Raw genomic sequence first — 25615 nt, 5'->3', positions numbered from 1 at the left:
ATGAATATATTAAATATTGCAGCAGATATTACTAAACTAATAAAAAAGCAAAATCAAGATGCGGAAGTTACAATATATGAAACTAATAAGACTTCAGTTTCTCAGCGTCTATCAAAAATTGAGCAAATATCACAATCTAAAAATTGCACTGTAGGAATCAGAGCTATAGCAGGTAAAAACAAAGCTGCGTATATTTCTACAAACGATTTGAATAATCTGAGTGATACAGTAAGCCAAGTGGTAGAAATGGCAAAGAATGCGCCAGAAGATCCTTGCATTAATTTTGCTGTAAATGGTAGTAATTATATCTCTTCTGCAGATTTAAGTATCTCAGATAATAATGTTGTAACCGTTGATAACCTAAAAGAAATTGCTGAAGCTGCAGAAAATTCAGCCCTTGCACATAAGAGTATCACTAATTCTGAAGGAGCCTCTTCTTCATACGCTTTAGTGAATACAGTATTATCGACTGTTTCTGGTTTTATTGGCTCGTTTAGTAAATCAACCTTTGCTAATCAGGTCTCTGTTGTTGCTGGAAGAGAAAGTGAAATGAAGGTTGGTTACGATTATGATATAGCATGTAATTTTAGTGATTTAAAGTTGCCAGAGTTAATGGGAAAAGAAGCAGCAAAAAGAGCAGTTGATCAATTGAATTCACGTACAATGAAAACTGGTAAATTTCCAGTTATTTTTGAAAAAAGAGCAGCAAAAGGGCTAGTAAAAAGTTTTGCTTCTGCTATAAATGGGAGCAGTATTATAAGCAACAGTTCTTTCTTGAGGGGTAGTTTAAACGCTCAGATTTTCAACGATAGAATTAATATTATCGATGATCCATTGTTGCCAAGAGGCATAGCATCGAGACCATTTGATGGAGAAGGGATAACTAGCAAGAAAAATATATTTGTAAAAAACGGAATATTACAAAATTGGATTTTAGACTTATACTCGGCTAGAAAATTAGACTCAGAAACAACCGGAAGTGCAACTCGTGCAAGTAATGCTGCAGTTATTCCTGCAGCTAGTAACCTCTACATTGAGAATGGTGATGTATCGTTTGAAGAATTAATTCAGGAAGTGAAAGAGGGAATATATGTAACTGATTTATTTGGTTTTGGTGTCAATTTAATCAATGGCGATTACAGCCAAGGCGCTTCCGGATTTTTTATAGAAAATGGAAAAATAACGTATCCAATACATGAGATTACCATTGCTAGCAATTTGAAGGATATGTTTAGCAATTTAGTCGTTGCAGATGATCTAACTTTTTGTGGGCAATTTAATTCACCAACGATTAAAGTTAGCGAAATGACGGTTGCAGGTTCGCTTAACGATTAAAAAATTTATTTGCATCAAGTACAACAATTGTGTATTATTGTCATGTAATGTTAAGAATAGACTATGGAGTATAAAGGTTTAGTTTCAATAGCTAAGCTTAAAGCATTCTCAATCGTAATTTTAAAGTTTTTCATCACATTAGTAATGTTAGTTAATAATTTAGGAGTTGTTTAAATGGAATTTGGTAATGTAAAATGGTTTAATGCCGAAAAAGGCTATGGTTTCATCAAGCCAGAAGGTAAAGGGGGTGACGTTTTTGTACATATTAGCACATTGGAACGTTCGGGAATAAGACCTGAGGCACTTAAAGGAGAGAATAAAGAGAAGGGAATAAAAGGAGAAAGGGTGAGTTATGAGGTTAAAGAGGAGCGCGGTAGAAACGGAGAAGATAAAAAATCTGCAATAAATTTAAGATTGGAAGATTAATCTATTATGAAGTCTTTTAACAGGATTAACGTATTGTGAATAATTTTCATGAGATGGGTCTCCCAGCTTCGCTTAGACAAGCTCTAGATAAAAATAATCTTTTCGTCCCAACTCCGATTCAAATACAAGCGATTCCCTTAGCGCTACAAGGTAAAGATATTCTCGGATCTGCTCAAACGGGGACTGGAAAAACTTTAGCATTTGCTATTCCGTTGGTTGCTAAGTTGCTGAATGAGCCTAACACTGGTTCAGCTTTAGTCATCGTGCCAACCAGAGAGCTTGCGCATCAGGTAACAAATGAGATAAGAAAACTCTTATCTCAAAATTCTGCACTAAGGGTCGCTTTGTTGATTGGTGGTGAGCCTATTTTTAGGCAGCTAAATCAGCTTCAGAAAAAACCACAAATTGTAATAGGTACTCCTGGTCGTATTATAGACCATATTGAGCGTAAAACTTTGATTACTCGCAATGTTAGCGTTCTTGTGCTTGATGAAACGGATCGTATGTTTGATATGGGCTTTGGAGTTCAGATTGAAGAAATTATGAAGCATTTGCCTAAAATAAGGCAAACTCTTATGTTTTCTGCAACTCTTCCTGGAGATATAGTAAAACTTGCTGAGAAGTACCTTAATCGACCAGAACGTATTTCTGTTGATTGTGAGGTTACAACTTCTGTAAAAATTAAGCAAGAAATTGTTTATGCATCAGAATCAGAAAAATATGAAAAGCTTGTTACACAACTATGTCAGCGCGAAGGATCAATCATTATCTTTGTCAAAACAAAGCGAGGAGCGGATCAGCTAGCTAACAGATTGCACAAAGATGACTATAGCGCTTTAGCAATTCATGGTGATTTAAGGCAGCACAAGCGCGAAAGGGTCATTAATTCTTTTCGTCGTGGCCGTAATCAAATCATGGTTGCAACAGATGTTGCTTCTCGCGGCCTTGATATTCCCCACATTCAACATGTTATCAATTATGATGCACCACAATCGCAAGCTGACTATATTCATCGTATAGGTAGAACTGCACGCGCTGGAGCTGAAGGGTATGCGCTATCTTTTGTTACACCTCAAGATAAGAGAAGACTGCCTGCACTGGCAGACAAAGAAGGAGAGCTAAATTTTGATTGTAGTGTGCAATTTAAAAAACGTAACAGCAAAAAGGTCTTTAAAAGGCCAAGTACGTTAAAGACTAAATACGGTAGAAAAAAGATCAATGCATTTAAGAAGAAAAGCAGAGTACTAGAAAAAGCGTATTAAATAGGATTTACCTACAATTTGATAAGCGTAAAACTCGTCATTCCGCTACTCATTAGCGGAATCTATGCTGAGATATTGCGGTGCTATGACGTAGATCCAGAGTGGGATTCAAATTGGCTACAGCGAACTGCTGGATTTCAATTTTTTTAATAATTGTGTGCTATTCATTATATATGAGTTCCCACTTTTAAAGAGAATAGGAGATGATTTCCAAAAACTTAGAGGCAAGTTTGAATAGAGCACTATTCATTGCTTCTAATTTTAATCTTAAATATGCGAAAGTAGAACATTTATTGCTGGCGTTAACTAAAGACGTGGATGTAAATTACGTTTTATCAAGATGTAATATCAGAGCCGATGAAATCATCAGTATGGATAACATTCTATCAAGATGCAATATTAAGGCTAATGATTATAATAATAATATAAAAGGGTTTTTACAAAGCAGTTCTGAATTGATTATCAGTGGAGTTAAACCTAGCTCAATGTTTCAATGCATAATACACAGAGCAATAATACGGGCTCATAGCTTGGGGAAAAAAGAAATAAATGGAGCAAGTGTTCTAGTAGAAATTTTGTCTGGGCAAGATTTATACGTTGAAGATCTATTGCAGAAACAAAGTGCGAAAGATTCCAATTTGATTTACCACATATCTAACATGAAATACTCTAACGATATAGATGAATACACCACTAATCATAAAGTAAAACTTGATAAAAATAATGATGCTCCTACTACAGTAAATAAAGGTGAGCTACTAAAAGATGAGGAAATTCTACAAAGTTATTGTAAAAATTTAAATGACTATGCAAGAAGCAAAAAAATAGATTATGTTATTGGTCGTGATTATGAATTAAATCGCACTATAGAAATATTATTGAGGCGTAGAAAAAACAACCCTTTATATGTTGGAGATCCAGGTGTTGGCAAAACCACAATAGTTGAGGGTTTGGTACTCAAAATCATTGAAAACAGTGTTCCAAGTGCGCTCAGGTCCAGTATAATTTATGCTTTGGATTTAGGGTCACTCCTTGCAGGGACACGCTATAGAGGTGATTTTGAAGAGAGAATAAAATCTATAATAAAAGCGATTGAGGCAAAACCAGGTGCTATCCTTTTTATTGACGAAATACACACTATCATTGGAGCAGGTTCTACAAGTGGTAGCTTTCTTGATGCAGGTAACCTACTCAAACCTGCGCTTGCAAGAGGTACACTGCGTTGTATAGGTGCAACTACATATAGAGAATACAGCAATAGTTTTGAAAAAGATAAAGCATTAGCGAGGAGGTTTCAAAAAATTAATGTTAAGGAATCTTCTGTTAACGAAACGATAAAGATACTAGATGGTATAAAGCACTACTATGAAGGGTATCATGGAGTATATTATACAAAGAATGCCATTAGGTCTGCGGCTGAACTTTCGCATAAGTATATTACTGGGCGAATATTACCTGATAAAGCGGTTGATGTTATTGATGAGGCAGGGGCATATTGTAAATTGCTAAGAAACAGGGGTAAAATTGTAAATAGTAGAGATATTAAGAATACCATTACTAGAATTACAAATGTGCCTTGCGGATCTGAATCTGATGATTTGCAGAAAGTAAAGTCTTTAAAAGCTAATCTAGAGAAGGTGATTTTTGGCCAAGAGCAGGCAATAGAATCTCTTGTTAATTCTATTAAAATTGCTAAATCTGGGTTGAGAAATTACAATAAGCCTTTAGCAAATTATCTTTTTGCAGGGCCAACCGGTGTTGGTAAAACCGAGCTAGCAAAACAATTAGCAGAAAGCATGGGCATGAATCTTATACGCTTTGATATGTCCGAATATATTGAGTCTCATACGATATCAAGGATGATTGGTTCTCCTCCTGGATATGTAGGTTATGATCAGGGTGGATTACTCACAGAGTCTGTATTTAATAATCAATATAGTGTTGTGCTGCTTGATGAAATTGAAAAGGCTCATAGCGATATCTATAATATATTGCTACAAATTATGGATTATGGTTGCGTTACAGACACTTACGGACGTAAAGTTAACTTTTCCAATATAATCTTAATTATGACAACTAATGCAGGAGCAGCTGAACGCAGCAAAAGTTTTGTTGGCTTTGGGCATAAAAAATTTAACACTGGTGATAGTGAAAAAGCGATAGAACAGGTTTTTAGCCCTGAATTTCGTAATCGTCTTGATGCGATTATTTCTTTTTCTGACTTAAATGCGGATATAATTCTGCATATTGTAGATAAATTTATTCAGGAACTGAAAAAGCAGCTGACGCAAAAAGGCATAAACTGCTTGGTAGAAGATGAAGTGAAATCTTATCTTGCACAAACAGGTTATAGTAAGGAAATGGGAGCACGTCCGATAGAGAGACTTATTGAAAAAGAGATAAAAAGTTACTTAGCGGAAGAAATACTGAATCGTAAATTAATAAAAGGAAAGAAATTAAGAATCTATATGAATAAAGTAGAAAATAAAATTGCTTTTGATATAGTTTAAAATCCTTGTATTGAACTTCATCTTTGTTACAATCTATAACTTAAATTCAATTTGAATTATAGTGATAAGTGATAAAGTAAAACAAGTCCTAAGCTACTACGAAAGTGAAAACCCTGGGGTAAAAGCAAATCTTACTCGTATTCTCATGCATGGAAAGCTTGGCGGCACTGGCAAGTTAGTGATTCTGCCAGTAGATCAAGGATTTGAGCATGGTCCAATTAAAAGTTTTGAAGTTAACCCTGATGCTTATGACCCACATTATCATTTTCAGCTTGCGGTTGATTCGGGAGTAAGTGCATATGCTGCTCCACTTGGTATGATTGAAGCTGGTGCTGCAACTTATGCTGGAATGCTCCCACTTATTTTGAAACTTAATAGTTCCAACTCTTTACATTCAAAGGATCTAACCTCTGATCAGGCAATAACCTCTTCTGTGAAAGATGCGCTGCGTTTGGGCTGCTTAGCTGTCGGATTTACTATATATCCTGGTTCTGCTAAGTGTTTCGATATGATGGAGGAAGCCCGTGGAATCATAGCTGAAGCCAAATCTTACGGGCTTGCAGTAGTGCTATGGTCTTATCCACGCGGTGAAGGGATTTCCAAAGAAGGTGAAACAGCAGTTGATGTTATTGCCTATGCTGCACACATAGCAGCTTTGCTTGGCGCTAATATAATAAAAGTAAAACTTCCAACTAAATATTTGGAAAGGGAGAAAATAGAAACAGAAAATATTGAATCATTATCTAAAAGAATTGAATATGTTAAAAGGTCTTGTTTTGCAGGGAAAAGAATAGTAGTTTTTTCTGGTGGTGAATCGAAGGAAGTAGATAACATATACAATGAAGCGAAAGAAATTAAGCAGGGTGGCGGTAATGGTTCAATCATTGGACGTAACACTTTTCAACGCAAAAGGGAGGAGGCTTTATCTATGCTAAAAGATATAATGGATATCTACACATAAAAAACGGCTGGGTGGCAGAATGGCTTATGCGGAGGACTGCAAATCCTTTTATACCGGTTCAATTCCGGTCCCGGCCTCTTTCATTCTCTATATCTTGTAAAAGTTAACAGTAGCTTTAAGTGTGTAACCTATAGAGAAAGCTTGTCCATAGTAAAATCAATTTCTTTTCAAGTTATGGTTATACTCTTATAGCGTTTCATGGTAAAAAATAAACTAAAAATAAGCAAAGTGTTTTACAAACGTAATTTACTATTTTTACTACCGCCCGAAGTTGCTCACTCTTTGGCAATTATGGCATTAAAGAAAATGCCTTATAAGAATCCTATAGAGCTACCAGAATCTTTGAGTGTGAATTTTTTTGGTAATAAGCTCAGAAGCCCCATAGGTCTGGCTGCAGGTTTTGACAAGAATGCAGAAGTTATAAGGCCTATGCTCTCATTTGGTTTTGGGTTTATTGAAACTGGTACTGTAACTCGTAATCCACAATATGGAAACAAAAAGCCAAGAATTTTTCGGTTAATTAAAGATCAAGGGGTAATTAACAGATTGGGATTTAACAATAAAGGAATAGACTATTTTCTTAAACAAATAGGTGAAACCAAGCTTGATGACTGCATTTTTGGCATCAACATAGGAAAAAACAGTACATCAAAGGACCAAATCAGCGATTATGTTGACTTAATAAAGATAGTATATGGAAAGAGCAATTATATAGTGCTGAACATCTCATCCCCAAACACGCCTAATTTACGCAATCTGCACAATAAGCAAGAATTATCGGAATTGTTGAAATCCGTAACTCTAACCCGAAAATCAATTGATAATTCTAAATCCATACCAATAATATTAAAAATCTCACCAGATGTAGATCAGCAAACGAAAGAAAATATCGCTGAGCTTGCGTTGGAATATAAGATTGACGGATTAACAGTAAGCAACACTACGGTAAGTAGAGATAATCTGCATTCTCACCATAATGAGAGTGGTGGGTTGAGTGGCAAACCGCTGTTTAAACTTTCAACCGAGTTATTGGGCGATATGTACAAATTTACTAAGGGCAAAATATTATTGATAGGGTGCGGAGGAATCTCAAGTGGTGCTGATGCATATAAAAAAATAAAGGCAGGAGCTTCTTTGGTGCAGTTGTACACTGCTCTCATATACCACGGACCTCAAGTTGTAAACAAAATTAATCTAGAACTTGCAGAACTAATAAGGAGAGATGGATTTAGTAACATTAGTGAGGTGGTGGGTTGTATACATTAATTTTGGAAGTTGGTGGTATTATTTTAATAAAATAAAACTAATTCTCTGGTATAAAGGTGGTAGAAAGTGCTTTTCTTTTAAATAATTGGTATGAAGAGTTTGAATGATGCAATATCTAAGATCATTGATTATAAATTTACAAATTATGCAATATTAGAAGAGGCACTAACTCACCCAAGCGTAAATAAAAGGAATAGCAAAAACCAGATTGTAAGCTACGAAAGACTAGAGTTTTTGGGCGATAGTGTTTTGAATATGGTTGTATCTGCCACACTGTTTAAACTATTTCCTGAAGAAAAAGAAGGAGCATTGGCAAAAAGAAAGACGGATTTAGTTTGTGGCAACACCATTGCTAATGTTGCTAAAGAAATAAAATTAGGCAGCTTTATCATCATGAATAATAGTGAACGCTGCAATGGAGGGAGATGTAACTTAAAAAATTTAGAAAACTCGCTTGAAGCACTAATAGGTGCAATTTATATTGATGGCGGGCTTGAAAATGTTGAAAAATTTATTATCCAATATTGGGAAAAGCTAGCTAAAGGCATGCTTGACCCCCCTCAAGATCCTAAAACCTCACTGCAAGAGTGGACTCAGAAAAACAAATTGCCTTTACCAGAGTATGAGCTTGTAAAACAAACTGGACCAGCGCACAATCCTGAATTTACTATATCAGTTTGCATAGAAGATTATGGTAAAGTTTCTGCATGCGCTTCTAGTAAAAAGATTGCTGAACAAAAAGCTGCTGAGTTGATGCTAGAAAAAATTGGAAAAGACGCTTCAGTTTAGGCAAAATAGGCATTAATGTAAATTTTAAGGAAGCTAATAGCGTTTAGGGTAAATGGTCAATTTAAGGAGAAGCATAGTATTATTCATAAAAAAGTTGATTTACCAAAAATCAAGCCTTATGTAGTGGAATATCAATGGCTGTTGTCGGAGATGCGGAAAAAAAGAAGTAGCAAGTTACCAAAAGGTGTTATGCCAGATACATTTGGTCCAAGAGTTGTTTTGTGAAGTTGACAGAGTCAAGGAGAATGAAAGTTTTAAAAAATAGCATATTTTTTAATTATAAAAATTTGATATTAACTGTTGTTGGTTGATTGAGTAAAAACCAGTGAATGGTCACGTTAAAACATATTTTTAAATTTCTGCCAAAATCCTGGTTTATTATCATTAACCTTTGTAAATGTTATATTTAAACTGTATTTCGGATCATTTGGCACGTCGTATTTTATGCTAAATGTTGAAACTTTATCGTTATTGTAAATATGTACATCATCATATGATAGCTTTGTTGTGTAACACTTTACATACTTTTGCTTATCATGCACTAAATCACCTGACTCCCTTTCTAGTTCCACAAATTTCGTTTTTTTCTGACATTCCTTCATTTTTATTAAATCCTTATCTAGTGATATTGAAACTGGCAACGTATTTCCAGCATATTCTTTAGCTAAAAGTTCACTTTGAGGATACATTTTTATTTCCCTGCCAAAATGTGAGTCTATGAAATTATTACTCCAAAATTTATCGCCAGAATGCACGTACTCATCAGTAGCATACGGCACCCCACCATAATTGCATTGAACTTTGTAATCTCCAACACCGTTGTTTTGAAAAAAATCATGAATAGCAGTGTAGCTACCGGCAGCATCATTTATATAATCCATTACTTTATTCCTTAAATTTTTAGTTCATTATATCATAATCATTATGCCAATCAATCAAAAAAGCTCTCCCTTGCTGTTTTTAAAACTGATTTTGAGCAAGCGCTCTCGATTAGTTGGGAGCGTATTTGTAAGATTGTGACATTCGTGCCTCCCAGTTTTTCACATACTGCTGAATCAATTCAGGATAATCTGTAATAATTAATAAATTTTCAGCATTTCCTTTTTTAGCTGTCTTACTAAGGTTAAATGACCCTGTGATGACTTTTTGATTGTCAGCAATCATTATCTTATTATGAGCAATCTTTGGCTTATCATCGATCCAAATTGGTACTCCACCTGAAAATAATTCATTTATAACACTATATTTTGAGTAGAGTTGCGATTTATCTAAGATGACTTTAACATCAACACCGCGTTCTTTAGCATTAATCAAAGATTTTGCAACTGTTCCAAGAGTAAATGTATATTCTTGAACTAAGATAGATTTTTTAGACTGATCTATTACGTTGATTATCGGTACAGCACAATCTTCTCCAGGTGAAAAGCAAACCGTAGCTTTTGGGCAGGGCGAAAATATAAAACCCGCATAGTAATACAGAGAAAAACACATTAACAAGAATAAAAAGTGAAAAAGCCTCACAACAACCCACCCCCGGATATACGGCGATAGGCTACATTATAATTTAATCACCTGTCAATAGACTTCTTGCATAGTTTTTGGCAACAACCGTTAGAAACGAAAAAACTTACTTGACAAACTCCGCCAGCCCCCTTATCATGAAACTGAAGGTATTCAGTTATCTTCATCTGTGCAGATTAAACAGCAAGAAAACAACGTAGTTGGCGTCTTATTTTTAATTTTTTGCACTATGTGTACCTTATGTCTTCACAATATTTCTAGATTTTTACCTACACAAGCTGAAACGCGCTTATAAGTCGTTTAAGACAGTATAGTACGCCAATTTGCAGGATTAGGGAGTGACAACTAGCTAACACGGGGTTTCTTTTGCCTTTTTTTCTGCTTAGTAAATTTCTTAAACATTTAAACTAAGGTGAGTTGCATTTAAAAGCAGCTAAATTGCAGTGTTTAAGACTTAAAAAACGCCAATGTTCTAAAATAGATATTAGCTGGGGCTTCTTTTGCCTTTTTTTTCGCTTGGTAAATTTCTTAATGTTTATAGCTAACATGAAGCTAAGTACGAACTTTGTTAAATACAACAAATGGTGTCATCCCAGTGCTCCTTTTTTTGTCATCCGAGTAGCTGACACTGGGATCTATTTTGCATGTAACTCCAATTGTGTTTTGGCATAAAACGCGACGCGTATTAGACTTATTTGCAAGCAAAGCTTGCTAGATCCAAGTAGTCAGGGCACTGGGATGACATCATAGGGACACTGGGATGACACCCTGACAATCGTCATCCCGCTACTTGTTAGCGGATGAGATACCGCGGCGGTATGACGGTTTGTGGCGGTATAATGAAGCTTGAAAGCGGATCACCTTTCACGACCCGTGTTTACTTCATTCACTTTAGGAGTATTAACAGGCGTTATTGCCGGGTTTTCAAGCTTTGTTGCCTGCTTCAAACCCTCGCTTACACTTTTGTCCTTTAAAATTTCATCAAGCTGCTTACTCTTTTGTTGCTCTTCGTTATTTGACGTATCTCTTTGAGCATCTTCTTTCATGCCACGAGCATTCTCTACATCCTTTTCACCTTCACCTAAAAATTTTTCTAATATTTTCTTAACAAAGCGCTTCAGAAGACTCAAAAACCCTTCTTCTTTTTGATTTTCTTGTGGTTGAGGCGTGTTATCTTTTTTGTCCGGCTCAGTGTTGAGCTTCTCTTTTACAGAACTCTTGCTTACTGAGGGATTAACGGTTTGTGAATCGTGCTCTGATGCTGTTTGCACAGAAGCTTCAGTAGTCTTTTTTTGTGTATTATGTTCAAGGTCTTTAACTGCTGTTGTAGTTTTTCTCGGAGTGTCTTGGAGTTTTTTGTCACTTTTTGGCTCTGCAACTTTTTCACTTGTGAAGATGCCCTTCCCTTTATATTGTTGGTCAAGCTCAGCAATTCTTTCAAAATCTTGACGTACTTTTTCATCTGCACGTCCTTTTTGACTTTCAAATTTCTGACTCAATTCTGCAACGTTTTTCATTTTGTTCTCAAGCTCCTTACTTTTCACAGCTTTTAGAGCCTCTGTTCCTTTTGCGATATAATTAACCTTCTTTTCTAATGAGGTACCTTCTGGAAAAGCACCTGGAGAACGTTCAAAAACATCTTTAAACTTTTTTTCAACACTTTCTTTAGATGTCTGGGCCATACCTGTTACCTATTAAAACATATCATATAATCAGTATATTAGCTAATTATATAAAAAACAGTTAACATAACTTGTGGTAAAAAGTGTTTATCAAGGGCGTCCTATTTATATCTTTTTCATTAAAATGCTATTTACTTATTAAGTTAAAATGTATAATTATATAAGAGATGAAAGATAGCTCATTAGCAGTAGTATTCGATTGGGATAATACCTTAGTTGACACTCAAGATAATATTTTTAATGCTATTAAGCATACCATAAACTCAATGGGGTATAGTAATAAAGCTGCTGATAGAAATTCCCATGAGTCGAGAAAGAGCTATATGGTCAATTTATTTGGCGATCAGTGGAAAAAAGCGAATCAGATATATCAACAATATTTAGATGATGCACTATTGCAAAACATTGCTTTGAATCAAGGAGTAGAGAAAATGTTGCAGACACTGAAAAGCCACAATATTTATCTAGCAATAGTAAGTAATAAGAAAAATACTAATTTACGTAAAGAAGTTGCCTATTTTAAACTAGATTCCTACTTTGAAAGAGTGGTTGGGTCATGCGATACTGCAGAAGATAAACCATCTGCAACCCCACTGCTATTTGCACTAGAAGAGAGTACGTTGCCTATAAATAGAGAAAATGTGTTTTTCGTTGGTGATAGCATCACAGATGTTCTGTGTGCACAAAATGCCAATTGTTTACCTATTATATACGGTCAATCAATAAGCGGTTATGAAGATTTGTTATGTTTTCAACATTTTGATAAACTTACAGATTTTATAATAAAGTATTTAGAAGATAGGTAATGACCACTGTTACAGAGATTGCCAGTATAATAAGACGCTTTTGCGCATATTTGATAGATAGAGCAATTTTATTAATTCCAAACTTATTAATCAGACTATTGTTAAAGAATTTTCCGTTAATTTCATCTATGTGTATAGATTGCAGTTACTTCACATATTTTATATCTTCAAAAGCCCAAGCAACTCCTGGTCAGCAATTAATGAACATACATACCATAAGCTTGGACGGTTCTAAAATAGATTTGAGTTTAGCATTTGATAGAAGCATTTCTCAGTTTTTTCTTTCTCTATTATATAACATAATAGTTATCCTCATCGAGCTTTTCCAAGAACAGGACGTGTTAATAAACGCTTTCGATATATTAATAGTGCTACTCACTATATTAACGGTGCTGCTCACTCTTTGCTGGTATCTAGTTGCTTGCTTCTCTAAGAAAAAACAGACATACCACGACATGCTATTTAATACGGTTGTTATCAAAGGAAATATTAAATGAGTTGCTATAACTATCGTTATCATATAAATTATGCTGATGAATTGAACTAAGGGAAGATTATGAATGAAGAGATAGTAAAACATTTGAACAAATTATTGACCAATGAGCTAACTTCTGTACGCCAGTATCTTTTGCATTTTGCGATTCTCAAAAACAATGGAATTAATAGATTTGCAGAAAAGGTAAAAAATGAGCTTAACGAAGAACTTGAACATGCAAACAAGTTGGCAGAAAGAATTTTGTTATTCAAAGGAGTTCCAAATTTTCAGGATACAAACGAAATATCAAAGCATGATGGAAAGTTTACAAAAGACACAATACGGAAAATCTTAGAAGCTAATTTGAAATTAGAGGGAAAAGGTATTAAGGATATCAAAGAAACGATTTCTATCGCTGAGAAAGAAAAAGATTTTGTTAGTGTAATGTTATTAGAAGAGATGTTAAAAAATGAAGAAGAGCACTTCCATTGGATTGAAAAACAGATTGACCTTATTGAACTAATGGGTGTTGAAAACTATTTAAGAACACAAATATAGAGTGTTAAAAAAAATAGTATTTATTTTAATTGTACCTTGCTTGCTCCTTTTTTTATTAGGATTATGGCAAGTATTCAGATTGAACTGGAAGAATAATATTATCAAAAATATGAGTCTTCCTGTTGTTCATCTGTTGCCCAATAACGACCTTGAAAAATTTAACTATAGGCATGTCAAGATTGATGGGATTCTAAGTGACATAGAACTATATGTTTTTGCAGGGCAACACGGCTATCACGTGCTGTCTCCTATGTTGCTCACCACTGGACGTTACATGTTGGTGAATAAAGGAATAGTCGGAGAAAAAAAGGAGAAAAAAGTAAAAATTGAAAAAGTAGTTGCAGATGGAATTTTATATTGCGATAGCAATAAAAGTAAAAATTGGTTTATCAAGAACGATACTGCTTCGAATACATGGTTTACCCTGAGTACAGAAGAAATTTCCAATGAGTTAGGTATTAAGCTAGAGAAGTGTGTATTGTGGCCGAACAATTTTGGCAGCAAAGTAGCTATACAGCCAATGAAGCATTTGGAATATGCAATCACTTGGTTTGCACTTTCCTTAATTTGGTTGATTATGTGCGTAATTTACTATAGGCAAAACCTCAATAAAGCTTGAAGCTTTCTGTACATAAAATTAGAGAAGTAGTTATTCATCTTTATCACTACCAAGGTCTTTTAACATACTGTAATTGCCTTTTCTGAATCTACTTTTTAAAGACGTAACTCCACTTTCGCTAATACCACTAAGGCTCAGTGCAGCTCCACCTAGCTGCAATCCTATCTCAGATGTTTCAGGAATAATTTTACTAGCTCCTAGATCTCTATAAACCTCCACATTACTCAGATCTGGTAAGCGTATTACAATATTTACATGCGGAAAATTTGCTGCAACTAAAGAAACAACTTTTTTTATAGTAACTTCATTCTTTATTGAAATAACGAGAGCTTGAGCTCTTTCTATTCCTACCGATTTTAAAATTTCACATCTTGTAACATCTCCAAGATATATAGGAAAACTATCACTTTTTCCTTCTTTGACTATTTTCGATTGAATATCTACAACAACGTAACTTAAATGCTCTGCCGTAAGCATTTTTGTTACCATATATCCCACTCTACCAAATCCAGCAACTATCACATGGTTATAAAGATCTTGTGTATCTGTTTCAACAGCTTCATCATCTAATATTGTTTTCTCAGTGCTAAATGAGTTTGCTATCCAATCTCCAAGCCCCGATAAAAGAGGAGTGAAAGCCATGGTTACTGTAGTTACCATCATAAGTACTTGAGCGATTTCACTTGGTAGCACATTTAGCTCATCTGCTAAGCGAAACAAAATAAACGCAAATTCACCGCCTTGTGAAAGCAGTAACCCAGCTTGTATAGCAGGTGCACTCTTAAACCCAAAAAATCTACACAATATATATATAATAGATGTTTTTAAAACGATAAGGATAATCGATAATAAAGTAATTAGTGGTAACTTATTGAGTAAAAGTTCGGTATTGATGGACATACCAACAGTCATGAAAAATAAGCCAAGAAACAAATCTTTAAATGGCAATACTGCGTGTTCTACTGAGTGTCTATATTCTGTTTCTGCAACTAACAATCCAGCAACAAATGCACCTAATGCTAACGATAAATGGAATTGCTCAGTAATAAATGCTGCTCCTAATACTATTAAAAGCGTTGTTGATATAAAGATCTCATTACTTTCCATTTTAGCAATAACCGAAAATAAAGGTCTAAGCAATAATCTACCAGTTATAAATATCAGCACTAATGCAATAGCTGCTTGCACCAATGAACCTGCCAATGAGCTTATCAGGCTGTGCTCAGAATTGCCAGTAAGTAAAGGTACCAATACTATTAATGGTACCACTGCAAAATCTTGCATTAATAGCACTGCTATCGACAACCTACCAACCTGACTTGCTTGAGAACCTTTTTCTTGCAGAACCTGCAACACTATTGCTGTTGAGGATAGCGCAAGCCCACCACCAATAACTGTTGCTATATTCGTATTCACTCCGAAAGCAAGAGCGATGCACCATATTGCTACCATGGTAACTATAACTTGAAGAGAACCGAACCCAAATACATGAATACGCATAGCGATCAGGCGTTCAAATGTCAATTCAAGGCCTATAATGAATAATAGAAAAACTACACCAAATTCTGCAAGATTATCCATTGCTTCAGCTGAGTGTATCAGATTAAATCCGTGAGAACCAATAACTGCACCTGCAACGAAGTAACCAAGCACTGGACTAATATTCATTTTCCAAAATGCTATGACTATAAACACAGCAGCAGAAAGCAAAATTATAATATCAAACAAATGCTGAGAGCCACTGTGCATGATATTTAACCTGTAGAATTAGACCATTTAATTGAGCAGCCAATACTTGATTTTTGGTCAATTGGAGAATTACCAGTTTCTGCAATAAATTTCATAGCTTGAAATAAGTCACTACTTCCTACTTCATAGCTTTGAACCTTTTCTTTTTTTGTGTCGTTAAAACGTCCACGATAGCAAAGGTTTAAATTGGAATTAAAGCCGAAAAAGTCAGGAGTGCAAACAGCCCCGTATTCTTTAGCTATTTTCTGTGTACTATCAATTAAATATGGAAATATAAACTTATTTTCCTTGGCAAAATTAATCATATTTTCAAAGGAATCTTCTGGATATTCATTTACATCATTTGGCATTATTGCAATGGTGTTTACCTGATAATCTTTTTTCAATTGATCAACATCGCTTACCAGATTGCTAATAATTGACTGAACGTAAGGACAGTGATTGCATATAAACATTATAATAAGACCATTTTTTCCACAACAGTCACTTAATGCATAATATTTATTGTCTACTCCCAAAAGATTAAAATCTTTTGCAGTAAAACTAAAATCGACTTTAGGAGTATTCAGAGCAACCATAGACTATTATTATACCACATGTAATTTACGGTCTTATTATTTAAATGTCAAACGGTTTCTATGTATACTGTTTGCATATTCTTTTTTAGTATTATAATTATAAAACTTATGTTCATAACTTTCGAAGGAATAGACGGCTCTGGTAAAACAACACAATCTAAGCTACTTGCAAATCATTTTAAGCAAATTCGCGGCGAAAATAATGTGGTATTGACTCGAGAACCAGGTGGCACTAACTTTGCAGAGAAGGTAAGAGGAGTATTGTTAACGAATAATATTGATTCTATTTCTGAACTCTTGCTACTTATCTCGATGAGGCGCGAACATATGAAAAAATTAATATTACCAGCTCTTGCAGAAGGAAAAATAGTGATTTGTGATCGGTTTATTGATTCAACTATTGCATATCAAGGATATGGGTTTGGAGTTGACTTAGGGCTAATAAGGGACTTACATAAGCTAGTGGAAATTAAATATCCAGATATTACATTCATTCTAGATATTGATGTTAAAGTTGGGTTAAATAGAGCAAAAGACAAGAATAAATATGAAGAAATGGATGTTAATTTTTACAATAAGGTCAGAAAAGGATTTCAGGAAATAGCCATAAAAGAGCCCGTTAGGTGCAGTGTTATCACTGGAATTGAAACAAAAAATGATAATCACGTACACAATGAAATTATTGATAAAATCACCTAGCTTGTGATAGAAAATTATCAATTTCAGGTAACATTATTTCATATGAATAACTTTTTGTTTGAGTAGCTAAAAAATCCTGTATTTTGTCTGGATCTTCTTCACTTATCATCTTATATGCCCTTGCGAGGTTCATTAATTCACTTCTATTTTTTTTATTGCTTACTTCAGTAATAGTAAAAAATTGATCAAAATGGTCTAAGAGGTCTTTATTTTTTATTGAAGACACAATATCGTCAATTTCTTTCACATATAATGCAAGTTTGTGTGCTTTACTACGATCTTCAAAACAAAGATTAACAAGCACGTTACGAAACCTATCTTTCGTAGTATAGCATTTCTCATAATAGTCCGAATAGGTCATAGGAAGGCAGAATCAACAGCACGACGAAAGGATTCGAATAGAGGAATGTTTTTCCTGGCTCTGTTTTTTATAGCAAACCAATGATGCTCAATTTTGTTAAAATCTGGAGAATAAGGCGGCAGATACAAAATTTCTGCACCGACTCCTTTAGCGAGCTTGATAAGCTTATCAGACTTATGAAAAGTAGCATTATCAAGAATGACAGTTTGTCCAGGTTCTAAGATCGGTGCCAAAAATTGCTCAAACCATCCATTAAAAATATCCATATTACAGTGGCCTTCAAATGTTAATGGAGCAACTATCTTTCTTCTACTTAAGGCTGCAACCATGCTGATTCGTTGAGTTTTTTTTCCAGATTTTAGGGCATAAAATCGCTGTCCTTTCTGGCAATACCCATATGGATAGTCCTCCGTGTTATCAATCCCAGACTCATCTATATACACTAAGTTTTCTGGTTCTTTTGTTGCTATAATTTTTAAGAATTCAGCACGTTTTTCTTCGTTCCTTTCCTTGTATCCATATGTCTTTTTTTGCGCGTAAATCCAATTTTTCTGAGAGCTCGGTGGATCGTTTGGATACTAACGTTGCCCCAAAGTTTAGCCATTTCCGACAGAGTTTTTCTACCGTGTTTTTTAGCAAATTCGATAAACTTATTCCAGTCGATAATTTTCTGATTGTAACCTCCATTACCGAGTTTTTTTGACTGAAAGTCGCCTGTTTCTTTTTTTCTTTGCTGCCACTCCCACAAAGTAGTTCGTCCAATTTTAAATCTTGCTGCCACTGCTTCTCTGCTTTCCCCTTCGTCTAGTGCTTCCATTGCTTTTTTTCTTAAATCATAACTATATGCTGCCGGCATCCAACCTCCTTATCGCCATCTATCCTTATCTTATCATATCCGGACTTCTGTGGAAAGAGCTATACTTCTCACTTCTGCTAATAAGGACTTAATATTTTCTTGGCAATGCACTCTCTTTACCGATTCAGCCGGTTCAACCATACCAAGAACATTCTTTACCAAAGATTTTTCTTCACAACTAAATATGAACATGTAATAACCCATCGATAAAGTGAAGAGCAAGAACATAGCCGGAAGTAAAAACGGAGCTAATACATTTTGTGACGCAGGGAAAATAAACCAGGTAACAGTTGCTATTGACACAGTTACAAATAATCCTGATAAACATAATTGTGCTTTTCTTCTATAATTCTGATCAATAACTGTACTTACACCAATAGAAGCTATATCAATCATTACTCACACCTCATTAAACATTAATACTAACTGAATGATAGCATTATTGTGATGAAAATGCAATATTATGAATATTTTAATACAATTTATATTGACAGTTACAATTCTGAATGTTTTATTGCAGCGTTAGCTGATTAGCATTTTTAAGATGAGGTCAACTCTCATAGAGAGAGGATTTTTTTACTTTCTCATTCTTCTCATTTTCTTCTCTAACAATTTTTTTTCCGTTTAGTATATCCTTTATTTCATCTCCTGTTAAAGTTTCAAACTCCAGTAGATTTTCAGCAATAAGCTCTAAGCCTTTCTTATGCTTGGTCAAAATGTCTTTTGCTTTTTCATAGCAAGAAGATATGATTTTTTTCACTTCTTCATCTATGAGCTTTAGCGTATCTTCAGATGTCATATGAGGATGTTGTGGATCTTGCTGCTCACGATTGTGATACACTAGCCCTATCTCATCATTCATTCCACATTTTTTTACCATAGCACGTGCTATGTTAGATGCTTGTCGTATATCAGAAGACGCGCCACTTGTAACTTTATCGTAGCCAAAAATTAACTCTTCTGCTGCCCTGCCACCCATGGCAACAGTTATATCTGCTATCAGCTTTTCTCTTGTGTGGGACACTCTATCTGTTTCCGGTAGTCTCATAACTAAACCTAAGGCCATACCTCTTGGAATGATTGTTGCCTTGTGTATAGGATCAGAAGCAGGCATATTAACCGCAATTATCGCATGACCAGCTTCATGGTATGCAGTCAGTCTCTTTTCCTCTTCTGTCATAATTAGGGATCGTCTTTCTACGCCCATCATTACTTTATCACGTGCATATTCAAAATCATCCATGGTAACAATTTTCTTGTTTCTTCTTGCAGCGATAAGTGCAGATTCATTCACCAAATTTGCTAGATCAGCCCCTGAAAAACCTGGTGTTCCTCTTGCAACTGTTTTCACGTTTACATCTGGTGCTATTGATATTTTCTTTATATGAGTATTTAATATCTTTTCACGCCCATTTATATCGGGTAAAGAAATAGTAATCTGTCGGTCAAAACGACCAGGTCTAAGCAGTGCTGGATCTAAGACATCCGGACGGTTAGTCGCAGCAATTATTATTACACCTTCATTAGACTCAAAGCCATCCATCTCAACTAATAACTGATTTAATGTTTGTTCTCTTTCATCATTGCCGCCACCAAGACCAATGCCACGATGTCTACCCACCGCATCTATCTCATCTATAAAAATTATACAAGGAGCATTTTTCTTGCCTTGATCAAACATATCACGAACACGGCTCGCACCAACACCAACAAACATTTCAACAAAATCAGATCCAGAAATGCTAAAGAATGGCACATTAGCTTCTCCTGCAATTGCACGAGCAAGTAAAGTTTTACCAGTTCCAGGAGAGCCAATTAAAAGGCACCCTTTTGGTATTTTTCCACCTAATATTTGAAATTTTTGCCTTTGTTTAAGGAAATCAACGATCTCTACTAGCTCTTCTTTTGCTTCATCAATTCCAGCAACATCATCAAATGTTACTTTTTTTCCACTAGTCATGAGTCTAGCCCTTGACTTGCCAAAGCTTATAGTTCTGTTGCCTCCCGCTTGTGTTTGTTTAAGAAAGAATAGCAAAAAGCCAATAAAGATAAATGTTGGGACCCATGAGATAAGTAATCCACCAATTACGTTCATGGCAGAATCTCCAGTTGAAAAGGAGAATCTCACTTTTCTATCATGTAAATTTTTTATTAGGTCGCTATATATGACACCGCTTGAATTGAAACTTGAACCGTCCCTGAACTTGCCTTCAATGCTCTGGTTTTTTATGACAATATTTTCTACATCATTGTCTTCTAGTCTAGTTAAAAATTCCGAAAAAGGTATAATTGTTTTACTTTTACCTACATTTCCGCTGAATTGAATATAAGCAACTGAAATAAGAACAATAATTACTAACCAGATCAATAAGCCTTCTAAAAATTTTTTCATTTCTATTTCTAACTAAATACTAATCAAGCTTACCAAATTTTGTTTTATCGTGCTATTAATAATGCATTGAACCTTATCGTCATTGGTATTTTTTCCGTTATAATTTACATCAGGATAAGCAAGCACCTTGCTATCTTTTTGTACTGTAGGCAAAGAGTAGAAAACTTCAGGGCAGCAGTTGTAATCCTTCAGAAATTCAGGAACTTTTTGTGTTTTTTTTAATGGAGCGATGATAACTGAACACCCTTGATTTCCGAGTATTGTGCAGCTAAATCTGTTATCCCATTGGGTAGGTTCATTTAAAGGTAGGTTTACGGTAATTTCTTGTATCCTTGACGATTCTCTAATTATTAAGATATTTTCTCCATACTTTCTTATTTTACACCCAGAAAGTGTACAGTTAACATTACTATCCTTTTGCAATATTCTATTAAATATTGCAATGAGGCTGCTGTACCTTGGTTTATAATGTTTACTGGCAATTGCCATTATAGAGTAAAGAAGAAGCCTCAAGGCTATTTCCTCTGGCAATTGATAAAATTCACTTAGTTTAATTTCAATATAACCAAGATCATGCACATTAACGCAGTCATTAAACGCAAGGCGTGTGTAGTGCATCAACGCTTTTGCAGCTCTTTTCATATGAAGGGCTGTGAGGCATATTCGCTCTGTTAAAATCTCTTGATTATCACTTGCTTTAAGTAAGTTACGGTATAAAGTTCGTCTGTATTTTAAGTCATGATTGCTTCTATCTTCGATCCATTTTAACCGATGAAGCTTAGCGTACTTTTCTATTTCACTACGACTAAAATTTAACAATGGCCTAAATATATAAATACCATTTAGGAAAGACTTGTAGTCCATTGATGATAATCCATCTACGCCACTACCTCGCTCTAATCTTAACAAGAACGTTTCTGCTTGATCATCTTTGTGATGAGCAACAAGTAAATATTTAACATTATTATTTTTACACCACTCTGCTAGTAACTTATACCGTGCTTTTCGTGCCTGTAACTGAATATTGCCTTTAATATTTTGCTTCTCCCAATTTAATATGAACGATTCCTTTGCTCCAAGTTCCTTTGCATAACTTACAACAAAATCAGCTTCTTTTTGAGACTCTGGACGTAATCCATGATTTACTGTTAATGCTATAGGAAGTGAAAGCTTGTTTTTTTTTGCCCAGTTAGTCATTAAGTGCAGTAAGACTATACTATCTACACCACCTGATACTGCAACTGCAACTTGATTGTTATAGAAAGCAAAACTATTAACCACATTTTGAAATAATAACTCTAATTCCATTATGTCTCTTGATGGCCAGACAGGTCAGATCTCTTACGTCATACCGCGACTTATTTGTGGTATATATAGATCCCGCTAACAAGCAACGAAATATGACAAGTTTGTCCTTTTTTGTCTACCCCAGTGCCCTTTCTTTATGTCATCCCAGTGTTTGACACTGGGATCCAGGTTTTAATGCAAGAAACTATTTCTTTATTCCAGAAAATGAAAATTCCACTCTACGATTTTTAGCATGCTCTTTTTCATATTTAGAATTTCTAGAATCATCTTTTACATTAACCAAAGGCTCAGTTTCACCTTTAGAAGCAGTTTTTATTCTGTTTTCTATGTAGGGTGTACAACTAACCATAAATTTTTTAGCTGCATCAGCCCTTCTAGCGCCTAGCGCAAGATTATATTCATGAGAACCACGGTTGTCAGTGTGACCAGTTAAAGTAACCTTCGCGTCAGGGTTATCTTGTAACACCTCCATTACGTCAAGTAATGCATCTGCACTTACTTCAGCAATACTAGATTCATCATAACCAAAGAAAACTCTTTTATCACCTATCTGCTTAACAACAGAATTTATTTTATTTGTTGTATTTGCTCCTTTTTTTGGGCAAGAACTTACACCAGTAAGTAATAAACAAAAACAGCACATTATAACCAGTCTACTCCACATTACTAAACCTCCATAAATTTTAAATAGTGCGTAACTTTAATTTCAGTAGCTAATATCTCTCCATATTGTAATATAGTCAAGAGAAATAAAATACTAAATACTTTTTCTACAACCTTACAATTAATTTTCCTATAATATGCTGGACTCTGAATAGAAAAATCCAATAAAAGAATAAAAAGTACAATTTTTTATTGTACTTTAAGCAAATATACTTTTAACTTTATTATTAATCTATTACGGTATTAAACAGATGTTTTCTAAAATAATGAACAAATATGCAATCTTATAAGTTTTTAGAGGAAGTATTATATAGGGTAAAGAATATCGAAAATACGCTAAAAGTACTAAACCAAAGCCAATTGAATATAGAGGACAAAGTTGAACAAATGAGTCTTCTAGAAGAAATCAGACATGAAATTATCTCTCATGACGCAATAAAGGAATCATTAGCAGATGCTCTTGGTAACAAAAAAAGTGCAAATACTCAGCAGCTAAAGTTAATAGAGAGAATACATAAAAGCAACAGTGCTGTTCCTATTGATTTAGTAAAGTCTTTATCCAAAGCTAAGGTTGAATGCCAAAATTTATGGAAGCTATCTCATTCTGAAACCAGTAACTTAGAAAAACTAAGAGAACGTTTTACTGATTTAATCACACTCATTCGCGAAGTAGCTTCTATAAAATCGCAGCAATTAAAATGCTCAAAATACGACTCACTGCTTGCTGACTATGACTCTGATATCACAGAAAAGAATATAAGGGAAGTATTCCCCAAGGTAGGCAAATTTTTTAGCGAAAATGTAGATAAAATAATTGAAAAGCAGAAAAAGGATAAGGTTACTAATATACAAAAAGTTGCTACTCAGAAACAGATTGAACTTGGCTCATTATGTTTACAGCAAATGGGTATTGCACTAAATGAGATTCGTACTTCTTATTACTACCCTATAGATTATGATGAATCTGATTTTTGTTATGGTTTATTTTCACTTTTACGGCATAGTGGTTATGCAATTTATCAAAAATGTTTAGCGCAAAATTCTATAAGTAGTCCAATTACGAGACATGTTATGTATGAAACTCAAGGGTTATTCATGGAAAGGATGATTGGAACATCCAGAGAATTTATTGAGTTTATTCAACCACACATAAAAGAGAAATTTGCTATAAAAGGCAAAACTAACGAGAAAGTTAGCAGTGTTGAAAATTTGTACTTGATTTTCAATGAAATAAACCTTTCTTCTTTTTTAAAAAATGCAGATGAATTTAGTCTGTTAGCTCATATTATGTTGAGAACTAGGTTAGAACAAGATATAATAAATGGTACATTGGAAGTCAAAGACCTGCATGATGCGTGGCTGGAAGGTATGAAGCACTATAAAATTCCAGTAAAAGCTGAAAATGAGCTAAACACTTATTTTCAAGATGAATATTGGGCAAGCGGTGTTATGGGCTACTTTCCTATAAAAATTATTGCTTTAATTGCTGCTGTGCAGATTTTCTCTTGCGTTAAAAAGAATCATTACGAATCATTAAGTGCTATAATAAAAGGAGATTTTAGTTTACTTATCAGTTGGTTATCTCAAAATATATACAGTGCAAAGTGTGGCCTGGAACTGCTAAAAAAAGTAACAGGTAAGGGTTTAGACGTTGAGTGTGTTACTTACTACTTATCTGAAAAGTATAATTTGTCTTAATAAATGGTTTTCTTGAGTTATGTATGAATTTTGTTCGAAAATTAACCGGAAAGTTTTATAGCCTTTTCACTTTCAAAGGTTTATTCGCTAGCGATATTGCTATAGATCTTGGCACTGCAAACACTTTAGTTTATCAGAAAAATCAGGGAATAGTGCTTGATGAGCCTTCAGTTGTAGCAAGAATAAAAGAAAAAGGAAGCTACGTTCCTTATGCTTTTGGTAAAAAAGCTAAAATGATGCTTGGAAAAACGCCTGGAGAGATAGAGGCGATAAGGCCCTTAAAAGATGGAGTCATTGCTGATTTTAAAAGTGCGGAAGAAATGCTAAAATATTTCATACGCAGTGCAAACACAAAATTCACTGTTAATAAACCTAATATTATCATATGCGTTCCATCTGGATCCACGCCAGTTGAAAGGCGTGCTATACAAGATGCAGCAGAAAGTGCTGGTGCAAATGAAGTATTTTTAATTGAAGAACCAATGGCTGCAGCAATCGGAGCTGGGCTCCCGGTTACCGAACCTGAAGGTTCTATGATTGTTGATATAGGAGGCGGTACAACTGAAGTTGCAATTATTTCTTTAGGTGGAATTGTTTATTCACGTTCTGCCAGAGTAGGTGGCGATATTATGGATGAGGCAATAAAGTCATATATTCGTGAAAATCATAAATTATTAATCGGTGAAACAACCGCTGAGAAAATTAAGAAAAGCATAGGTTCAGCCAGTCTGCCAGGTGAAAATAACAAAGAGGGAATGATAATTAAAGGCAGGGATTTAGTGAGTGGCATGCCAAAAGAAATGCTTTTATCAGAATACCAAGTTGCAGAGAGTTTAATAGAGCCTGTACATCAGATAATTTCTGCTATTAGGACTGCACTGGAGAGCACTCCACCTGAACTTTCTTCTGATATAGTCGATAAAGGAATAATTTTATCCGGTGGCGGCGGATTATTGCGTAACTTGGGCAAAGTTATCAGTGAAACAACAAAACTACCAGTTCGTGTTGCAGATGACCCACTTTGTTGTGTTGCTCTGGGTAGCGGAAAAGTGCTTGAAAACATGGATTATTTTGGCCATGTTTTATTTAAGCAGGATTAAA

Annotated in this window: 25 protein-coding genes and 1 tRNA gene; 15 read left to right on the top strand and 11 right to left on the bottom strand. The window is 34.8% G+C overall.

Annotation, left to right across the window (positions count from 1 at the left end):
• From ABWU55_RS04965 to rnc, 8 genes are all read left to right on the top strand, one after another.
• The gene (locus tag ABWU55_RS04965) at positions 1–1335 is read left to right on the top strand and encodes a TldD/PmbA family protein (RefSeq protein ID WP_010081974.1); all 1335 of its coding nucleotides are present in this window, start codon (positions 1–3) and stop codon (positions 1333–1335) included.
• 174 nt (positions 1336–1509) lie between these two features.
• Positions 1510–1761: a cold-shock protein gene (locus tag ABWU55_RS04960; RefSeq protein WP_006279919.1), complete on the top strand. Its 252-nt coding sequence runs from the start codon at positions 1510–1512 to the stop codon at positions 1759–1761.
• Positions 1762–1814: 53 nt separating this feature from the next.
• A complete protein-coding gene (locus ABWU55_RS04955; protein ID WP_174515734.1) occupies positions 1815–3023 on the top strand; it encodes a DEAD/DEAH box helicase in 1209 nt (402 codons plus the stop codon).
• A 203-nt stretch (positions 3024–3226) separates the two neighbouring features.
• Entirely contained in the window at positions 3227–5533 is a 2307-nt protein-coding gene (locus ABWU55_RS04950) for an AAA family ATPase (RefSeq protein ID WP_353286194.1), read from the top strand.
• A gap of 64 nt (positions 5534–5597) precedes the next feature.
• Complete coding sequence (locus ABWU55_RS04945) at positions 5598–6494, top strand: class I fructose-bisphosphate aldolase (protein WP_209473361.1); 897 nt, start codon at positions 5598–5600, stop codon at positions 6492–6494.
• Between the two features lie 5 nt (positions 6495–6499).
• A tRNA-Cys gene (locus tag ABWU55_RS04940) sits at positions 6500–6571 on the top strand.
• 121 nt (positions 6572–6692) lie between these two features.
• Positions 6693–7760 carry a quinone-dependent dihydroorotate dehydrogenase gene (locus ABWU55_RS04935; RefSeq protein WP_007548704.1) on the top strand — a complete coding sequence of 356 codons (1068 nt, stop codon included), beginning with the start codon at positions 6693–6695 and terminating at the stop codon, positions 7758–7760.
• 90 nt (positions 7761–7850) lie between these two features.
• Complete coding sequence (gene rnc / locus ABWU55_RS04930) at positions 7851–8549, top strand: ribonuclease III (RefSeq protein WP_006279914.1); 699 nt, start codon at positions 7851–7853, stop codon at positions 8547–8549.
• Between the two features lie 338 nt (positions 8550–8887).
• On the opposite strand, the gene ABWU55_RS04920 is transcribed toward rnc, so the two are convergent.
• The 3 genes from ABWU55_RS04920 to ABWU55_RS04910 all read right to left on the bottom strand — a co-directional run bounded on the left by ABWU55_RS04920 (position 8888) and on the right by ABWU55_RS04910 (position 11752).
• The gene (locus tag ABWU55_RS04920; RefSeq protein WP_006279913.1) at positions 8888–9430 is read right to left on the bottom strand and encodes a hypothetical protein; all 543 of its coding nucleotides are present in this window, start codon (positions 9428–9430) and stop codon (positions 8888–8890) included.
• A 109-nt stretch (positions 9431–9539) separates the two neighbouring features.
• Complete coding sequence (locus ABWU55_RS04915; protein ID WP_010963125.1) at positions 9540–10070, bottom strand: phospholipase D family protein; 531 nt, start codon at positions 10068–10070, stop codon at positions 9540–9542.
• An 857-nt stretch (positions 10071–10927) separates the two neighbouring features.
• On the bottom strand, positions 10928–11752 hold the full coding sequence (locus ABWU55_RS04910; protein WP_022626161.1) for a hypothetical protein: 825 nt from the start codon (positions 11750–11752) through the stop codon (positions 10928–10930).
• A gap of 167 nt (positions 11753–11919) precedes the next feature.
• Here ABWU55_RS04910 and ABWU55_RS04905 point away from each other — a divergent pair, with 167 nt between their 5' ends.
• From ABWU55_RS04905 to ABWU55_RS04890, 4 genes are read left to right on the top strand one after another with little or no spacing between them, the layout of a single operon-like run.
• Positions 11920–12558 (top strand): HAD family hydrolase, encoded by a 639-nt coding sequence (locus ABWU55_RS04905; RefSeq protein ID WP_010081930.1) that lies wholly within the window; start codon positions 11920–11922, stop codon positions 12556–12558.
• Positions 12558–13055: an RDD family protein gene (locus ABWU55_RS04900; RefSeq protein ID WP_010081931.1), complete on the top strand. Its 498-nt coding sequence runs from the start codon at positions 12558–12560 to the stop codon at positions 13053–13055. The genes ABWU55_RS04905 and ABWU55_RS04900 overlap by 1 nt, the downstream gene beginning before the upstream one ends.
• 59 nt (positions 13056–13114) lie before the next feature.
• Complete coding sequence (gene bfr, locus ABWU55_RS04895) at positions 13115–13591, top strand: bacterioferritin (protein WP_010081932.1); 477 nt, start codon at positions 13115–13117, stop codon at positions 13589–13591.
• A gap of 1 nt (position 13592) precedes the next feature.
• Positions 13593–14210, top strand: coding sequence for an SURF1 family protein (locus ABWU55_RS04890; protein WP_070357010.1), 618 nt, complete (start codon positions 13593–13595; stop codon positions 14208–14210).
• A gap of 30 nt (positions 14211–14240) precedes the next feature.
• Here ABWU55_RS04890 and ABWU55_RS04885 read toward each other — a convergent pair whose 3' ends face one another.
• Together ABWU55_RS04885 and ABWU55_RS04880 are read right to left on the bottom strand one after the other, a co-directional pair.
• On the bottom strand, positions 14241–15959 hold the full coding sequence (locus ABWU55_RS04885; protein ID WP_010963130.1) for a monovalent cation:proton antiporter-2 (CPA2) family protein: 1719 nt from the start codon (positions 15957–15959) through the stop codon (positions 14241–14243).
• 5 nt (positions 15960–15964) lie between these two features.
• The gene (locus ABWU55_RS04880; RefSeq protein ID WP_010081997.1) at positions 15965–16537 is read right to left on the bottom strand and encodes a thioredoxin family protein; all 573 of its coding nucleotides are present in this window, start codon (positions 16535–16537) and stop codon (positions 15965–15967) included.
• Positions 16538–16645: 108 nt separating this feature from the next.
• Here ABWU55_RS04880 and tmk point away from each other — a divergent pair, with 108 nt between their 5' ends.
• Positions 16646–17236, top strand: a complete 591-nt coding sequence (gene tmk, locus ABWU55_RS04875; RefSeq protein ID WP_010081998.1) for a dTMP kinase — start codon at positions 16646–16648, stop codon at positions 17234–17236.
• Here the strand turns inward: tmk and ABWU55_RS04870 are convergent.
• From ABWU55_RS04870 to ABWU55_RS04845, 6 genes are all read right to left on the bottom strand, one after another.
• Positions 17229–17597, bottom strand: coding sequence for a hypothetical protein (locus ABWU55_RS04870; protein ID WP_353286193.1), 369 nt, complete (start codon positions 17595–17597; stop codon positions 17229–17231). The genes tmk and ABWU55_RS04870 overlap by 8 nt on opposite strands.
• Positions 17594–18453, bottom strand: a protein-coding gene (locus tag ABWU55_RS04865; protein WP_156518142.1) for an IS630 family transposase whose coding sequence is annotated in 2 segments (ribosomal slippage) — positions 17594–18129 and positions 18129–18453 — 861 coding nt in all. Because the reading frame shifts where the segments join, the coding sequence is not laid out codon by codon here. Before ABWU55_RS04865 ends, ABWU55_RS04870 begins: the two co-directional genes overlap by 4 nt.
• A 33-nt stretch (positions 18454–18486) precedes the next feature.
• Positions 18487–18849 carry a hypothetical protein gene (locus tag ABWU55_RS04860; RefSeq protein ID WP_353286192.1) on the bottom strand — a complete coding sequence of 121 codons (363 nt, stop codon included), beginning with the start codon at positions 18847–18849 and terminating at the stop codon, positions 18487–18489.
• A gap of 154 nt (positions 18850–19003) precedes the next feature.
• Positions 19004–20845: an ATP-dependent zinc metalloprotease FtsH gene (gene ftsH / locus ABWU55_RS04855; RefSeq protein ID WP_209473305.1), complete on the bottom strand. Its 1842-nt coding sequence runs from the start codon at positions 20843–20845 to the stop codon at positions 19004–19006.
• Positions 20846–20857: 12 nt separating this feature from the next.
• Positions 20858–22153, bottom strand: coding sequence for a tRNA lysidine(34) synthetase TilS (gene tilS, locus ABWU55_RS04850; RefSeq protein ID WP_208571594.1), 1296 nt, complete (start codon positions 22151–22153; stop codon positions 20858–20860).
• Between the two features lie 184 nt (positions 22154–22337).
• Positions 22338–22817, bottom strand: a complete 480-nt coding sequence (locus ABWU55_RS04845; RefSeq protein ID WP_010081889.1) for an OmpA family protein — start codon at positions 22815–22817, stop codon at positions 22338–22340.
• 275 nt (positions 22818–23092) lie between these two features.
• Between ABWU55_RS04845 and ABWU55_RS04840 the strand changes: the two genes are divergently transcribed.
• Both ABWU55_RS04840 and ABWU55_RS04835 read left to right on the top strand, forming a co-directional pair.
• Positions 23093–24514, top strand: coding sequence for a carboxypeptidase (locus tag ABWU55_RS04840; protein WP_353286191.1), 1422 nt, complete (start codon positions 23093–23095; stop codon positions 24512–24514).
• A 23-nt stretch (positions 24515–24537) separates the two neighbouring features.
• Positions 24538–25614 carry a rod shape-determining protein gene (locus ABWU55_RS04835; RefSeq protein WP_209473299.1) on the top strand — a complete coding sequence of 359 codons (1077 nt, stop codon included), beginning with the start codon at positions 24538–24540 and terminating at the stop codon, positions 25612–25614.
• Position 25615 lies beyond the last annotated feature (1 nt).

Origin of the sequence: Wolbachia endosymbiont (group A) of Crataerina pallida (assembly GCF_964028475.1) — a bacterium.
In the GTDB taxonomy this organism is placed as follows: domain Bacteria; phylum Pseudomonadota; class Alphaproteobacteria; order Rickettsiales; family Anaplasmataceae; genus Wolbachia; species Wolbachia pipientis.
This window is presented reverse-complemented; position numbering and strand designations above follow the sequence as displayed.

Bases quoted from the DNA above. Each gene is read 5' to 3' on its own strand.
- rnc (WP_006279914.1), top strand. From the start codon at position 7,851: ATGAAGAGTTTGAATGATGCAATATCTAAGATCATTGATTATAAATTT.
- tmk (WP_010081998.1), top strand. From the start codon at position 16,646: ATGTTCATAACTTTCGAAGGAATAGACGGCTCTGGTAAAACAACACAA.
- ABWU55_RS04910 (WP_022626161.1), bottom strand. From the start codon at position 11,752: ATGGCCCAGACATCTAAAGAAAGTGTTGAAAAAAAGTTTAAAGATGTT.
- ABWU55_RS04840 (WP_353286191.1), top strand. From the start codon at position 23,093: ATGCAATCTTATAAGTTTTTAGAGGAAGTATTATATAGGGTAAAGAAT.
- ABWU55_RS04860 (WP_353286192.1), bottom strand. From the start codon at position 18,849: ATGATTGATATAGCTTCTATTGGTGTAAGTACAGTTATTGATCAGAAT.
- ABWU55_RS04955 (WP_174515734.1), top strand. From the start codon at position 1,815: ATGGGTCTCCCAGCTTCGCTTAGACAAGCTCTAGATAAAAATAATCTT.
- ABWU55_RS04845 (WP_010081889.1), bottom strand. From the start codon at position 22,817: ATGTGGAGTAGACTGGTTATAATGTGCTGTTTTTGTTTATTACTTACT.
- ABWU55_RS04960 (WP_006279919.1), top strand. From the start codon at position 1,510: ATGGAATTTGGTAATGTAAAATGGTTTAATGCCGAAAAAGGCTATGGT.
- ABWU55_RS04905 (WP_010081930.1), top strand. From the start codon at position 11,920: ATGAAAGATAGCTCATTAGCAGTAGTATTCGATTGGGATAATACCTTA.
- ABWU55_RS04920 (WP_006279913.1), bottom strand. From the start codon at position 9,430: ATGGATTATATAAATGATGCTGCCGGTAGCTACACTGCTATTCATGAT.
- bfr (WP_010081932.1), top strand. From the start codon at position 13,115: ATGAATGAAGAGATAGTAAAACATTTGAACAAATTATTGACCAATGAG.
- ABWU55_RS04835 (WP_209473299.1), top strand. From the start codon at position 24,538: ATGAATTTTGTTCGAAAATTAACCGGAAAGTTTTATAGCCTTTTCACT.
- ABWU55_RS04950 (WP_353286194.1), top strand. From the start codon at position 3,227: ATGATTTCCAAAAACTTAGAGGCAAGTTTGAATAGAGCACTATTCATT.
- tilS (WP_208571594.1), bottom strand. From the start codon at position 22,153: ATGGAATTAGAGTTATTATTTCAAAATGTGGTTAATAGTTTTGCTTTC.
- ABWU55_RS04870 (WP_353286193.1), bottom strand. From the start codon at position 17,597: ATGACCTATTCGGACTATTATGAGAAATGCTATACTACGAAAGATAGG.
- ABWU55_RS04885 (WP_010963130.1), bottom strand. From the start codon at position 15,959: ATGCACAGTGGCTCTCAGCATTTGTTTGATATTATAATTTTGCTTTCT.
- ABWU55_RS04880 (WP_010081997.1), bottom strand. From the start codon at position 16,537: ATGGTTGCTCTGAATACTCCTAAAGTCGATTTTAGTTTTACTGCAAAA.
- ABWU55_RS04965 (WP_010081974.1), top strand. From the start codon at position 1: ATGAATATATTAAATATTGCAGCAGATATTACTAAACTAATAAAAAAG.
- ftsH (WP_209473305.1), bottom strand. From the start codon at position 20,845: ATGAAAAAATTTTTAGAAGGCTTATTGATCTGGTTAGTAATTATTGTT.
- ABWU55_RS04935 (WP_007548704.1), top strand. From the start codon at position 6,693: ATGGTAAAAAATAAACTAAAAATAAGCAAAGTGTTTTACAAACGTAAT.
- ABWU55_RS04900 (WP_010081931.1), top strand. From the start codon at position 12,558: ATGACCACTGTTACAGAGATTGCCAGTATAATAAGACGCTTTTGCGCA.